Genomic DNA, 12,782 nt, shown 5'->3' with positions numbered 1-12,782 from the left:
GGTGGCGACTCCAGTAGGATTCGAACCTACGACCGTCCGCTTAGAAGGCGGATGCTCTATCCAGCTGAGCTATGGAGTCTCAAGGGCGCTGGATACCACAGCTAGTGCGTCCAGGGCGCTCTGCGGTTGGTGGCGAAGTTGTCGGCGTAGGCCTTGATGATCTTCCGGGGTTCCTTCGGTTCGATGACCTGGAAGGCGATGCCGTGCTTCTGGGCGTAGGCGACGGCCTCGTCGCGGGTCTCGAAGGTCAGGCGAATCTGGCCGTTCATGTCAACGCTCTGGGTCCAGCCGGTCAGCGGGTCGTTGCGCTTGGCGGCGGCCGATTCGAATTCCAGCACCCAGTCGTTGGTCTTGGCGCGGCCCGACTGCATGGCGGTCTTGGCGGGGCGGAAGATGCGAGCGAGCATGGCGGGTCCTTGAAGATCTCTTCCCAGGGTGATGGGGTCGCAGGACGCCAACAAGCACCGACTCCCCGCCAGGATCACCTGGAAGCGCGTCCAATAGCTTGCCCGCCCCGAGCCGTCCAGCAGCGCCGGCGGATCAGCGCCACGCCTCGTCCAAGGGTTTGCCCGCGTCCTTCCACGGCCCGATGTACCGACCGGTCCTGCGCCGGTAGGCCTCCACGTCGTCCGGAAACTGGGCCATCGCTTTCTGCATATCGGCCCTGACCGTGCCCGCGTGAGCCGACCAGAGCTCGCCAGGGAAATAAGGCGGCGGGGGAAGCCGGGCCTCGTAGTCAAGAGCGCGCTGCACGACGGTCCTGGCCATGTCCTGGTCGCTCAACGCCCATTGCAGCGCCTCGAAGCCGGACAGTCGGAGACCGAGAGGAATTTCGTATTCTTCCTCATCGCCCTCCTCGCGGGTTTCGCTGAGGATGCCGAGCATGACACCCGCTCGGGTGACGAACACCGTGTACCAGAAGAACGCTTGGGCCCGGTCACCACGTTCCCAGAGCGCTTGCACGGTGACGGCGTACAAATCGGGATCGGCGTTCTCGGGGTGCGCCAACAATCGATCGATGTCGAAGTCCGGCGCCGCGCTGGCCGGCGGCGGCGTTTCCGGCCGAGCCGCCGACGCCTGACCGGCGAGCAGGGCCGCGATCAGTGACGAAACCAAGAACGCTTTCAAATCACCCCCCAAGGTCAGCCCGGCACCTGCCCACGCCATGGCGGCTTGGCCGGTGGCAGACCCGGTCCCGTGATGGTCGGGGCGGCAGGATTTGAACCTGCGACCCTCTGCTCCCAAAGCAGATGCGCTACCAGGCTGCGCTACGCCCCGTCATCACCGGAACGGCGGTGTTTGCCACTTTGCGCCGTCCGATGAAAGGGTTCAGGGCATCTTCCGGCGCAAGGGCTTGAAGATGGCCGTGGCGCGGGCGACGTCTCGGCCTGACGCATGGATGCGGCCCTCGACGAAGACCAGGTCCCTCGTTTCGCGGGTGACCCGCCCCTCGCCGAACAGCCACTCGCCCCGGCGGCCGGCGCTGAGGTAGTCGAGCGACAGGTGAACCGTCACCGCCGCGTGGCCGCCGGTGGCCCCATGCACGGCCCTGGCTAGCACGCCGTCCATGAAGGTGGCGATCATGCCGCCGTGGGCGAAGCCCATGCCGTTGCAGTGGCGGGGCAGGACGAAGAAGGCGTGCTCATAGGTCCCGTCGGCCCGGTTCAGATGGAACATCGGGCCGTTGTGGGTGGTGTAGGGGCCGCGGGCGGAGGGCTCGAAGCCCTCGGGCGGCGTGGGGGTCTCGTCACTCACCCTTGAAGATCCGGTGGGAAACCTTGTCGCCCGGCTTGATGCCCAGTTCGCCGGCCCGGCCGCCGGCGATCTCCAGCACGCCGAGGGCCGCGCCATGCGAGGGGATCGGGGCTTCGGACTTGGGCGTGGTCAGCTGGGCGATCGAGACGACCGTGCCGTCGGCGGCGATGTAGAGGATGTCGAGCGGGATCAGGGTGTTCTTCATCCAGAAGGAGCGCTGGGCCTCTTCCTTGAAGTCGAACAGCATGCCGCGGTCGGGAGCCAGGCTCTCGCGCCACATCAGGCCGTTCTGGCGTTCGGTCTCGTCGTCGGCGATCTCGACCTGGAACTTTACCGGGCCGCTGGCCGTGGTGACGGTCAGCGGCTCGAGGGCCGAGATCAGGGTCTCCGGCTTGGCCTGCTCGCCCTTGCAGGCGGCGAGACCGGAACAACTCAGGGCCGCCGCCAGCAACAGGGCGCGGCCGATGCGATACGCTGGGGTCAACCAAGTACTCCGAACCTCTCGAGGCTCAGGAGGCCTCGATCTGCGCCACGACCAGACCCTTGGGCCCTTCGGCGAAGCGAACCATGACCGCTTCCCCGGGCTGCAGGTCATCGAGGCCGCTGCGGCGCAGGGTCTCGATATGGACGAAGATATCGCCCGGCTCGTTGTCGCGCACCACGAAACCGTAGCCCTTGGTGCGGTTGAACCATTTGACGCTGCAGCGCTCCATCGGGCCGTCGGCGACGACCAGAGTGGCGCGCTGGCGTGATTCCTTGGCGCCCAGGCGGCCGTCGCGGCGCGGCTCCTCGACGCGGCGCGGACGGTCGGCGGCCGGCGGGGCGGCGGTCTCGTCCAGCTCGACGATGTCGGTCACCTGCCAGCCCTTGGGCCGCTTGACCGCGTCGCAGACGATGGTCGATCCCTCAAGGACCGAATCACGGCCCAGATTGCGCAGCGACGTCACGTGCAGGAGCACGTCGCGGAGATCTGTGATGTCCGGGTCATCGGGCACGATGAAGCCGTAGCCCTTGCCCAGATCAAACCACTTGATCCGGCCGCTGATCCTCACCGCATCTTCGTGCGGGTCCTCGATATGCACATCCAAACTCGACATCACTCTCCCCCACCTACCGCAAACAGGTCGGTAAGCGCCTCAGGAATAACAATGTTCTCCTGTGAGGTGAGCCGTCAATCACAGAATGTCGGCTAGAGTACGTAAGACTACTTATTCGCGACAGTCGGTCGCACCCGTATGGGGTAATGGACTCAATCTGCGGGAAAGGCCTCGTGGCACGCCCTAGGGGAGTCGAACCCCTCTTACCAGATTGAAAATCTGGGGTCCTAACCGATAGACGAAGGGCGCGCGGCGAGGAAGCGGCGATATAGCCAACCCTTCCGGGGTGCGCAACCCCGCCCGGAAGAGAAAAGTCAGCCGACCGCCATTCGCGGGTCGGCGGCGTCCTCGATCTCCAGTTCGACGTCCTCGCGGCCCTGCCAATCGTCGGGTTTCAGCTTGCCGGCCAGGTGCAGCCCGCCGCCGCCGGCCAGCAGCCGCTGGCCCATTTCGGTCTCGCCGGCCCGCCAGGCGACGGCCTTCAGCCGCTGGCCGGACGAATCGACCAGGGTGACCCGCACATGGCCGCCGCGCATGGCGATCGGCCGCTCGATTCGGGCGTCGGGAATGGCGAACAGCGGCTCGGGATTGCCGGGGCCGTAGGGGGCGAGGCGCTGGAAGTCGGTCCACAGAGCGCGGGTGGCGCCGCCGGGGGCGATCAGGGCGTCGATCTCGACGGCGTCCTGGGCGGCGGCGTCGATCATCTCGCCCGCCAGCTGTTCGCAAAGGTAGGCGCGCAGCTCGGGAATCGCGGCGGGACGAACGGTTAGGCCGGCCGCCATGGCATGGCCGCCGCCCGCCAGCAGCAGGCCCTCGTCGAAGGCGGACTGCACGGCGCGGCCAAGGTTGACGCCGGGCTGCGAACGGCCCGAGCCCTTGCCGATGTCGGCGTGGCGGTCGATGCCGATGACGATCACCGGCTTGCGATAGCGCTCGCGCAGGCGGCCGGCGGCGATGCCGACCACCCCCGGGTGCCAGCCGTCGCCGGCGGCGACGATGACCGGGGCGTCCGGGTCGAAGTTGCTCTGCTTCTCGATCGAGGCGACGGCCTCGTCGATGACGGTCTTCTCGACCTCCTTTCGGGAGGCGTTGAGGGCGTCGAGTTCCTGGGCCAGGGCGGCGGCCTCTTCCGGGTCCTCGGTGCTGAGCAGGCGGGCCCCGAGGTCTGCACGACCGATTCGGCCGCCGGCGTTGATGCGGGGGCCCAGGATGAAGCCGGCGTGGAAGGCCGTGGCGGGCCCCTGGCTCTTGGCGACGTCGAGCAGGGCCTTCAGGCCGATGTTGCGCCAGCCGGACATGACCTTCAGGCCCTGGGCCGCCAGGGCGCGGTTGAAGCCGGTCAGGGAGGTGACGTCGCAGAAGGCGCCCATGGCGGCGAGATCCAGCCAGTCCATCACATTGGGGGCGGGGCGGTCCTCGAACAGGCCGCGCCTGCGGGCCTCGCGGTTGAGGGCGGCGAGCAGGACGAAGACGACGCCGGCGGCGGCGAGATGGCCCTGGCCGGAGGTGTCGTCGGGACGATTCGGATTGACCAGGGCGGCGGCGGGCGGCGGCTCGCCGCGCATCAGGTGGTGGTCGATGACCACGACGTCGAGGCCGATACGGGCGGCCTCGTGCAGGGCGTCGTGGGCGGCGGCGCCGCAGTCGACGGTGATGACCAGGTCGGCGCCGCTGTCCTTGATCTTGCGGAAGGCGGCGGGGCTGGGGCCGTAGCCCTCGAGGATGCGGTCGGGGACATAGACCGGCAGGTCGCGGCCCATGGCCCGGAACCAGCGGACCAGCTGGGCGGCGCTGGAGGCTCCGTCGACATCGTAGTCGGCGAAGACGGTGACGGCCCGGCCGCTGACGGCGGCGTCGACGAGAATCCCGGCGGCGCGGTCCATGTCGGCGAAGGACGAGGGGTCGGGGAACAGCGACTTGAGCGTCGGATTGAGGAAGTCCCCTCCCCCGTCCGCGTCGATGCCGCGCGAGGCCAGGGCGCGGGCCAGGGGCTCGCTGAGGCCGTGGCGCAGCTGCAGCTCGCGGGTGATCCCCTCATCGGCGGCGCGGCGGCGCCAGACGCGGCCGGTCAGCGACTTGCGGACGCCGAGGAAATCGAGCGGGCCGGCCCCATCCGCCATTACAGAGCCCGCTTCATCCGCACTTCGCGCACGGTGTGGCTGTGGCTGTTCATCACCAGGGAATGGGTGTGGACGAAGCCGTTGCGGTAGGTGACGCCGTCGAGCAGCGCGCCCTTGGTGACGCCGGTGGCCACGAAGATGGCGTCGGCCCGGACGATCTCGTCCAGGTCGTACTTGCGGTCGAGATCGGTTATGCCGAGGCGCGCCGCCCGGGCCCGTTCGTCGGCGTTGCGGAACAGAAGCCGGCCCTGGAACTGGCCGCCGACGCATTTGAGGGCGGCGCAGGCCAGCACGCCCTCTGGAGCTCCACCGGCGCCGATGTAGAGGTCGATGCCGGTTTCCGGGTCGGCGGTGTTGATCACCCCGGCCACGTCGCCGTCGGGGATCAGAGAAACCCGGGCCCCGACCGAGCGCAGGCTGGCGATGATCTCGGCGTGGCGCGGGCGGTCGAGGACGCAGACCGTGATCTGGTCGGCGGTCGTGCCCTTGGCCGCCGCCAGGGCCAGGACGTTGTCGGCCGGGCTGCGGTCCAGATCGAGGATGCCGGCCGGATAGCCCGGCCCGCAGGCGATCTTGTCCATGTAGGTGTCGGGGGCGTTGAGCAGGGTCCCGGCCGGGGCCCAGGCCATGACGGCCAGGGCGTTGGCCTGGGCCTTGGCGGTCAGGCTGGTGCCTTCGAGGGGGTCGAGGGCGATGTCGACGCGGGGACCGCCCTTGCCGACCGTCTCGCCGATGTAGAGCATCGGGGCCTCGTCCCGCTCGCCCTCGCCGATGACGATGACGCCTTCGATCTGGAGATCGTTGAGGGCGTTGCGCATGGCGTCGACGGCGGCCTGGTCGGCGGCCATCTCGTCGCCGCGGCCGACCAGGGCCCAGGAGGCGATGGCGGCGGCCTCGGTGACGCGCACGGCGTCGAGCACCAGGCCGCGATCGAGGGTATCGGAACTCATGCAGGCGTCTCCCGGCCTTGCCTGTCTGACGCAGGCCACAGGGGGGTTTAGCGATTGCCGGGAGTCGGCGCGAGCGGCAACTGGGCCGCGCCGCGCCGGGGCCGGTTATCGAAGCGGACTACATTATAGCCCGGGCGCGGCGGGTCGAGGCATGGGGTTTCGGCTAAGTGATTGAAATCCTGTGGCCGGAATGTTGGTCCAATGCCTGTGGATGTGGGCTTGGGCGTAGGCACGGCGTAGGCGTCGGCGCGGGGTATGTGGGCCGCTTTGTGAGCGGCGGCGCCTACAGATTGGTGGGTCGGACAATCGACCCAATATGGGGCGATTTGGATATGTCTAGACATATTCATCTTCGCCAAGCTGCCTTGCAGGCCAGCAAACAACGCGCTAAACACTGAACCATATGGTTCAGTTTAATTCAGCCCGCCTCGACGCCTCGTTCGCCGCCCTCTCCGACGCCACCCGGCGTGGGGTGCTGGAGCAGCTGGGGCGGGCGGATGCCTCCGTCACCGACCTGGCCGACCGGTTCGGCATGACCCTGACCGGCATGAAAAAGCACATCGGCGTGCTGGAAGAGGTCGGGCTGGTCACCACCCGGAAGGTCGGCCGGGTGCGGACCTGCCGGCTGGGCCAGCGGCGGCTGGCGGAAGAGGCGGCCTGGATCGAGGGACGCCAGCAGGTCTGGGACGCCCGGTTCGAGGCGTTGGACGCGATTGTCGAAGAACTCAAAACGAGGGAGCGAACCGATGGGTGAGACACAGGCGGGCCAGAACGGCCCCACGAGGATTGAGCGGACGTCGGACACGGAGCTGGTGGTCACGCGGACCTTCAACGCCCCGGCCCGCATCGTCTTCAAGGCCTGGACGACGCCCGAGCTGTTCAAGCGCTGGTGGTCGCCCAAATCGCTGGGGATGCCGATCCTGGCCTGCGAGATGGATGTCCGCACCGGCGGCGGCTATCGGCTGACCTTCGGCCAGGACGAGGCGTCGTCGTTCAGCTTCTTCGGGAAATACCTCGAGGTGATCCCGGACGCGCGGCTTGTCTGGACCAACGAGGAAGGCGAGGACGGCGCGGTGACCACCGTGACCTTCGAGGACCAGGGCGAGCAATGCCTGCTGACCTACTGCGACCGGTTTCCGAGCAAAGAGGCGCTGGAGGCCGAACGCGGGGCGGAAGAGGGCTTGCCCGAGCAGTTCGAGCAGCTGGACGACCTGTTGGCCGACTTTGCTTAGCTTTCACCCCGTCCAGGGCGACAGCCAAGGGTCGGTGAGCAACTGCAACCTCGGCAATCGTTGCACCTCACGGTGGAATCCGGCCGCAACCTGCTATAAGTCGGGCCATCATGTCAGCGCCCGGCGTCAGCTTCGAAAAGCACGACCTTGAGACCCTTCTCAAAGGCGCGCGAGAGATGGACCACTACGCGCTTCGAGACCGCTTTGCTGTCGACTTTGGCGAGAAGCCTTTTTTCGCGCCGTTTTCGATGTTGCTGGTCGGGGCAAAGCTAAGACTACTTAAGAAAGCCAACCCCAGCCTTAAGATCGACATTAAGGGGTACAAGGGCCTTGAATATGCCGCACGTAGCGGTTTCTTTGATCTGGCTGGAATAGAATATGGTCTTCAGATAGGCGAAGCACGCGCGAGCGAGAATTATTTACCCATAACGCGAATTAACCGGGAGAGCCTTGAAGACACCTCTGGTGATCAATTCCTTGCAATTCAAGATCTTGTTCAACGACACGCCGACAATGTTTCGGCAGTTCTTTCGAGAGACATCGAGGAGCATAAAGATCTTTATGACGCACTTTCGTACTCCATTCGTGAGATTATGAGAAACGTCTTCGAGCATAGTGGTGCTATTGAACTGTATTATTGCGCTCAATACTGGCCGAAGAGCAACCGCGTTGAATTTGCGATGGCGGATTTCGGAATGGGTATCCGGCGGGGCCTTTCTGAAAACCCCAACTTCAGAGGACTTTCGAATCGAGAGGCCTTGCATATGAGCCTCATGCCCGGAGTATCAGGCAAAACACATAAGGGAGATCGCCATTCAGAATGGCACAACTCCGGATATGGCCTCTACATGACCAATAGGCTCGCGCGAAACGGCGGCGGCAATTTCGTCATTGCAAGTGGCGATCACTCTATTCACTTGGGCCCGAAATCCAAAAGCGACTACCCAACTTCCTTCCCTGGGACCGTTGTTCGTTTCAATCTGCATGCTGGCCGGATCGGAGATGTGAAGACGAGACTCAATGAGTTTCGTGAGGAGGGAGCGAGAATTGCATCTAACATCAAAGGCGCGGGCAACCGCCCGCCATCCTCCATGTCCATGCTTCTCCGGAAGGACTATTCAGGCCGCTAGCTGAGCCAAGGTTCCGATCAGGGGAGATTCTTCGGCGGATCCGGTCCATCGAGACCATGGCAATTTCCCGAGACCACAGTCTGGCCGAATGGTGACAGCCACTTTTGGCGAACAGTTACCTGGGTCCGTCTTCCGCCACTTCCTTGTCGCAAGGTCAGCCGACTCAATGAGCCGCAAAAGCTAGGCTTCCGCCAGATGCGCCGTTTCATCACCACCACCGTTGCCGTCCTGGCCGCCAGTTGCTCACCGGCGCCGGCGGAGAAGGTTCAAAAGCCGGCGGCGGCGACCTCAAAGCCGACGACCTATCTCGCTTCCATCGTCATTCCGCTGGGACCAGGCGAGCGGGTGTCGGCCTTCAATTTCGATACCTGGGGGGTCGACGTTGTGGCCGTCTGTCGAATTCCGCCCGGCTGGTGGATCAAGGGCGGCCGCAGCGCCACGGCGCAAGGGGTCATCGCCGGCGAAGGCAGCCATGGCGTCACCTGGATCGGCGACATGACATCGCTTGAGAACCTGATGCTGGTCAGTCTGTACGGGCCCGTCCGGGAGACGGAGCGGAAGAACGGCCCCACGACCTGGCCAGCCACATTCAAGGGGCTGGCCGCCCTGGAAACGCCAGACACCCAGCGGGAGGTGGCGCTGGGCCATGCCAATGTCCGGCTCGTCCCGGCTGACGCCTGTCCCTAGGGGCGCCTGGCCGCCCAGGCCTGCTCAAGTTCGCGCAGGCGCCTTCGCTGGTCCGGCGTGCGGATTTCCGTGCGTTCGAAGAGGTGACCTTCGCGCCAGATGAGGCCCGCCGCCACGCCGTACGCCTTGAGCTCATCGATGTCCTCGACCCGGCTGTAGGCCCAGAGCCGCCAGCGAGGCACGAGAAGCGACCAAGTGAGCCAGGCCAGCGGCCAGCAGACCATGAAGGCCAGAACTGCCACAGTCGCGGCTGACGAGCTGTCCACGCCGAGCAACAAGACGGCTGCGTAAACCAGGCTCGGGAGGCCGAACATCACCAGCATGACGCTGCCGTTGACGACCAGGACGCCACGGCTGACGGCTTTGTCAGGGGTCATTGTTCGGAGACCAGTCGGCTGATGATTCTTGAATTCATGGTGACTATCGCGCCGGTCCGATGGCCAACCCTATCGGCGCCAAAGGCAGATTCGCACGGGCTTGCCCGGATAGACGTAGCCATCGGTGGTCCGTCCCGCATCGGTCTCGCCGGCATAGCAGGCGCCGCTCCGGGTGAGGGTGCGGTAGGCTATGTCGCCATGCGTCGCGCGGATGTCAGAGTTGCCGTATCCGGTCCAGCTTCCATCGTTGTCCCGGTAGACGACGGCCCAGTAGTCTCTGGATTGAACACAGGCGCCGCAGTCCGAGGCGTCGGGATAGTGGATGCCGTCGTAGATTTGCCTGGGGCCGTTGATCGTGAATTCGCCGCCCTTGCGGATCTCATAGCCGCACGGCCCGGAGATCAGGGTCTCGCCACCCACCTTCAACAGGCAGCGCCCCCAGCGATAGCCCTCGGGAAGGCGATGCCTGGCGGCCTCGGCGGCCGGCGCCGCGCCGATGAGGGCCAGCACGACGGCGGCGAGCGGGACGCGTATGGTCATCCCCAGAAAAAGACGGTGCGCAGGTCGCAGCCTTCGGGATCCTCGCCCTCGTTGAACAGCCGGACCCGGGCGATGGCGTGGCGCTGTTTGGCGGTGAAGGGCCTCGGCGAGGTGAAGTAGGCGGCGCCGTGCTCGCCGTTCCAGAGGGCGATGACGTAGCCCCGGTCGTCGCGCCGAACGGCGAAGCGAGCGGGCTTGTCCCCGACCCTCGGTTCGACGATGCGGCCGGGGGGCCTGCTGGCCCAGCCGATGCCATCGACCGTCATGGAGCCGAACGGTCCATCCCAGCGGAAGCGGCCGCCATGAATGCCGCCCTGAAGCGTGGTGACCGACTCGCCGCGCTTGAGCTCGATGATCGGGGAATAGCCGCAGAACCGGGCCGGGCCCTCGAGGTCACCGGCCAGCGCGGCGCCGGGAATCGCGAGCGCGGCGACAAGAAGAACAGCACTGGCCTTGATCACCCCTGCCCTCCCCTTGCGTGTCGCATGGACGCGACGATGGCTGCCGCGGAGCCGGGCGTCCAGCCTCGCGCCGTGCGGGGGCGGGTCAAGGTGCGTCCGCCCGACCTTGCGGACAGTTCTGGCCGGCGGCAAGATTGTCGCCATGAGCGTTCATGGAAGCTGTCATTGCGGCGCCGTGCGGATCGAGTTGCCGAGCCCGCCGGAATGGGTTGCCGACTGCAACTGCTCGCTCTGCCGGCGGACGGCATGGCGCGTGGCCTACTATCCGCCGGAGCAGGTACGGATTTCGGGCGAGACGACGGCCTATGTCTGGGGCGATCGGATGATCGGCATCCACCATTGCCCGGTCTGCGGCTGCGGGACGCACTGGCAGACGCTGGGGGAGGACTTCGGCAAAATGGGCGTCAATGCCCGGCTGCTGGACGGGTTCGACGAGGGCGCGGTCGAGGTTCGGAAAGTCGAAAACGCAGGTTAGGCGGAGCGCTAGGGTTCACCCAGGCGCCCCGGGGAACGGCCAAGGGTGCAGTCGATATCTGCTTTCGATGCATGGCCCCCTGGGAGCGCAGGGCAGCCTTCCTCGTCGCTCTGAACATCGCTAGGGCAACGGCTTCATGCCTGAGTGAAGCGATGCTGATACCCGATCTGATCCTGATGGCCATGGTGCTGGCGCTGGCGGCGTGGCGGCTGTTCGCGCCGGGCTGCCGGCCGAGGTTGCGCAGGGCCGGGGTGGGCCTCGGCCTGTTGCTGGCCGCGGGTCAGTGGGCGCTTTGCGGCTTCACCTGGCAGAGCCTGCCGGCCTGGCTGTTGCTGGCGCTGAGCGCCCTGCCGCCGGTGCGGACCGGGATGGTGTTGCGCTGGACCGGTCGCCTCGGTCTGGTTGCTGTCGCCGCCGCCTGTCTCGGCGTCTGGATCCTGCCGGCCGTTCCGAAGTTGCCCGCGCCCGACGGACGGTACGGGGTCGGGACCGAGATCTATCGCTGGACCGACGCCTCGCGGGACGAGCCGCATACGGCCGATCCGAACGACCGGCGCGGCGTGATCGCCCAGGCCTGGTATCCGACGAACGGCCGAGACGGCGGCGCCCGCCTGCCCTACATCGACGGCATCGGACAAATGCCCGCGCAGGTCAGCGTCATGCCGGGCTTCATGCTGGGCCGCGATGGCCAGATCAACACCCACGCCATGGCCGCCGCGCCGCTGGCGCCCAGGAACCGCCCCTGGCCGGTGGTGATCTTCTCACCGGGCTACGGCGCGCCGCGGGCGGTCTACACCGGGCTGGCGAGCCGCCTGGCCAGCCGGGGGTTCGTCGTCTTCGTGCTGGACCATCCCTATGAGGCGGCGGTGACCCAGCTGCCGGACGGCCGGGTGGTCGGGATGCGGGAAGTCTTCCCGCCCGACCGCCGCCAGTACATGCCCCAGCAGCAGGCCCTGCGGACCGCAGACATCCGCTTCGTCATCGACCAGCTGGCGCGGCCGGAGGTGCTGTCGCCGCGGCTGCGGGGCGGCCGGATCGAGGTGTCCAAGGTGGCGGTGATCGGCCACTCCTTCGGCGGCGCGGCGTCGGCCATGGCGATGAGCGAGGACCCGCGCGTCGTGGCGGCCGCCAACATCGACGGCACGCCCTATGGCGACCTGCCGGAGCGCCGGCTCACCCGACCCTTCCTGTTGCTGCAGAGCGACCGGGCGGAGACCCACCACAGCAAGCTGTTCGTGGACGGCAACGCCAGGCTGCTGGCCCGAATGACCGGGCCGACCTTCCACTACGAGATCGGGCGCGCCAACCACTACAGCTTCACCGATGCGCCGTTCTTTTTCGCCCCGCCGGGCCGCTGGCTGCTGGCGCGGGTGATGGGCGGCGGGCGCGGGCCGGCGGCAACCCAGCAGGCGACGGCGGACATCCTGGCGGCGTTTCTCTCGGGGCCGCTCACCGGCGTGGATGGCGATGTGCCGGAGGTGGCCGGTCGATATCAGGGGGTGGCGGGCGGGCCGGTTCCAACTCCGTCGCCCGGGGCCAAGCGGCCTCCCCCTCAGGACAGGCGTTTGAGGTGAGGCGCCAGGGCGAGCCATTCAACGCGACCCTGGGACGTGGCCTCAAGGCCGGGCTCTGGCAGCGGCGGATCAATGAACGCACCGGCCGCGACGCCGGTTTGACCCGGCATGAAGGCCGATTTCCAGAAGAGCGTGGTCCCACATTGCGTGCAGAATGATCGCTCCTGCTCAGTCCTGATCCTATGGCTGGAGAACTCGCCGGCAATGGCAACGACCTGAGAGTCTGGAAAGTAGGCTTGCCAGCCGAAGGCGGAACCCGTCCGGCGCTTGCAGTTATCGCAATGGCAGACGCCGTTCAGCGACGGCTCGCCTCTCACTTCAATCGAAGTGGCGCCACAGCAGCAGATCGCCTTGCGTACCATAGACTTAACTCCACGCCGACGA

17 protein-coding genes and 3 tRNA genes are annotated in these 12,782 nt (G+C 66.7%); 6 read left to right on the top strand and 14 right to left on the bottom strand.

All coding sequences use genetic code 11. The annotated features are described in order from the left end of the window. Window positions 1-2: 2 nt before the first annotated feature. The 10 genes from O5I81_RS08955 to glpX form a co-directional block, all read right to left on the bottom strand. Window positions 3-79 (bottom strand) — tRNA-Arg (locus O5I81_RS08955). A gap of 22 nt (window positions 80-101) precedes the next feature. Continuing rightward, window positions 102-407: an ETC complex I subunit gene (locus O5I81_RS08950; protein ID WP_271068596.1), complete on the bottom strand. Its 306-nt coding sequence runs from the start codon at window positions 405-407 to the stop codon at window positions 102-104. 133 nt (window positions 408-540) lie between these two features. After that, window positions 541-1,128, bottom strand: coding sequence for a hypothetical protein (locus tag O5I81_RS08945; protein ID WP_271068595.1), 588 nt, complete (start codon window positions 1,126-1,128; stop codon window positions 541-543). 73 nt (window positions 1,129-1,201) lie between these two features. Beyond that, window positions 1,202-1,278, bottom strand: a tRNA-Pro gene (locus O5I81_RS08940). Window positions 1,279-1,329: 51 nt separating this feature from the next. Beyond that, a complete protein-coding gene (locus O5I81_RS08935) occupies window positions 1,330-1,755 on the bottom strand; it encodes a PaaI family thioesterase (RefSeq protein ID WP_271068594.1) in 426 nt (141 codons plus the stop codon). Continuing rightward, on the bottom strand, window positions 1,748-2,239 hold the full coding sequence (locus O5I81_RS08930; protein WP_271068593.1) for a DUF192 domain-containing protein: 492 nt from the start codon (window positions 2,237-2,239) through the stop codon (window positions 1,748-1,750). Before O5I81_RS08930 ends, O5I81_RS08935 begins: the two co-directional genes overlap by 8 nt. 25 nt (window positions 2,240-2,264) lie before the next feature. Further along, window positions 2,265-2,852: a cold-shock protein gene (locus O5I81_RS08925; RefSeq protein WP_271068592.1), complete on the bottom strand. Its 588-nt coding sequence runs from the start codon at window positions 2,850-2,852 to the stop codon at window positions 2,265-2,267. A gap of 174 nt (window positions 2,853-3,026) precedes the next feature. Continuing rightward, window positions 3,027-3,101: transfer RNA gene (locus O5I81_RS08920), tRNA-Glu, on the bottom strand. A 65-nt stretch (window positions 3,102-3,166) separates the two neighbouring features. Further along, window positions 3,167-4,972 carry a single-stranded-DNA-specific exonuclease RecJ gene (gene recJ, locus O5I81_RS08915; protein ID WP_271068591.1) on the bottom strand — a complete coding sequence of 602 codons (1,806 nt, stop codon included), beginning with the start codon at window positions 4,970-4,972 and terminating at the stop codon, window positions 3,167-3,169. Beyond that, window positions 4,972-5,922 (bottom strand): class II fructose-bisphosphatase, encoded by a 951-nt coding sequence (glpX, locus tag O5I81_RS08910; protein ID WP_271068590.1) that lies wholly within the window; start codon window positions 5,920-5,922, stop codon window positions 4,972-4,974. The genes recJ and glpX overlap by 1 nt, the downstream gene beginning before the upstream one ends. Before the next feature lie 403 nt (window positions 5,923-6,325). On the opposite strand from glpX, the gene O5I81_RS08905 reads away from it, so the two are divergent. The 4 genes from O5I81_RS08905 (at window position 6,326) to O5I81_RS08890 (ending at window position 8,971) form a co-directional block, all read left to right on the top strand. Further along, complete coding sequence (locus tag O5I81_RS08905) at window positions 6,326-6,676, top strand: metalloregulator ArsR/SmtB family transcription factor (protein WP_271068589.1); 351 nt, start codon at window positions 6,326-6,328, stop codon at window positions 6,674-6,676. Next, complete coding sequence (locus O5I81_RS08900; RefSeq protein WP_271068588.1) at window positions 6,669-7,154, top strand: SRPBCC family protein; 486 nt, start codon at window positions 6,669-6,671, stop codon at window positions 7,152-7,154. The genes O5I81_RS08905 and O5I81_RS08900 overlap by 8 nt, the downstream gene beginning before the upstream one ends. 110 nt (window positions 7,155-7,264) lie before the next feature. Then, window positions 7,265-8,284, top strand: a complete 1,020-nt coding sequence (locus O5I81_RS08895; RefSeq protein ID WP_271068587.1) for a hypothetical protein — start codon at window positions 7,265-7,267, stop codon at window positions 8,282-8,284. Window positions 8,285-8,479: 195 nt separating this feature from the next. Then, the gene (locus tag O5I81_RS08890) at window positions 8,480-8,971 is read left to right on the top strand and encodes a hypothetical protein (protein WP_271068586.1); all 492 of its coding nucleotides are present in this window, start codon (window positions 8,480-8,482) and stop codon (window positions 8,969-8,971) included. On the opposite strand, the gene O5I81_RS08885 is transcribed toward O5I81_RS08890, so the two are convergent. The 3 genes from O5I81_RS08885 to O5I81_RS08875 form a co-directional block, all read right to left on the bottom strand. After that, the gene (locus O5I81_RS08885; protein WP_271068585.1) at window positions 8,968-9,348 is read right to left on the bottom strand and encodes a hypothetical protein; all 381 of its coding nucleotides are present in this window, start codon (window positions 9,346-9,348) and stop codon (window positions 8,968-8,970) included. The two genes, O5I81_RS08890 and O5I81_RS08885, sit on opposite strands and share 4 nt — an antisense overlap. Before the next feature lie 69 nt (window positions 9,349-9,417). After that, window positions 9,418-9,888, bottom strand: a complete 471-nt coding sequence (locus tag O5I81_RS08880; protein ID WP_271068584.1) for a hypothetical protein — start codon at window positions 9,886-9,888, stop codon at window positions 9,418-9,420. Then, complete coding sequence (locus tag O5I81_RS08875; protein WP_271068583.1) at window positions 9,885-10,349, bottom strand: hypothetical protein; 465 nt, start codon at window positions 10,347-10,349, stop codon at window positions 9,885-9,887. Before O5I81_RS08875 ends, O5I81_RS08880 begins: the two co-directional genes overlap by 4 nt. A 142-nt stretch (window positions 10,350-10,491) precedes the next feature. On the opposite strand from O5I81_RS08875, the gene O5I81_RS08870 reads away from it, so the two are divergent. Both O5I81_RS08870 and O5I81_RS08865 read left to right on the top strand, forming a co-directional pair. Beyond that, window positions 10,492-10,824, top strand: a complete 333-nt coding sequence (locus tag O5I81_RS08870) for a GFA family protein (RefSeq protein ID WP_271068582.1) — start codon at window positions 10,492-10,494, stop codon at window positions 10,822-10,824. A 152-nt stretch (window positions 10,825-10,976) separates the two neighbouring features. Then, window positions 10,977-12,398: a dienelactone hydrolase family protein gene (locus O5I81_RS08865; protein WP_271068581.1), complete on the top strand. Its 1,422-nt coding sequence runs from the start codon at window positions 10,977-10,979 to the stop codon at window positions 12,396-12,398. Here O5I81_RS08865 and O5I81_RS08860 read toward each other — a convergent pair. Beyond that, window positions 12,377-12,760, bottom strand: a complete 384-nt coding sequence (locus O5I81_RS08860; protein WP_271068580.1) for a GFA family protein — start codon at window positions 12,758-12,760, stop codon at window positions 12,377-12,379. The two genes, O5I81_RS08865 and O5I81_RS08860, sit on opposite strands and share 22 nt — an antisense overlap. Window positions 12,761-12,782: the final 22 nt, after the last annotated feature.

It is taken from the genome of Caulobacter sp. NIBR1757 (assembly GCF_027912495.1).
In the GTDB taxonomy this organism is placed as follows: Bacteria; Pseudomonadota; Alphaproteobacteria; order Caulobacterales; family Caulobacteraceae; genus Caulobacter.
Note: the sequence above shows the minus strand (reverse complement) of the source record. Positions and strands in the feature narration are given on the sequence as shown.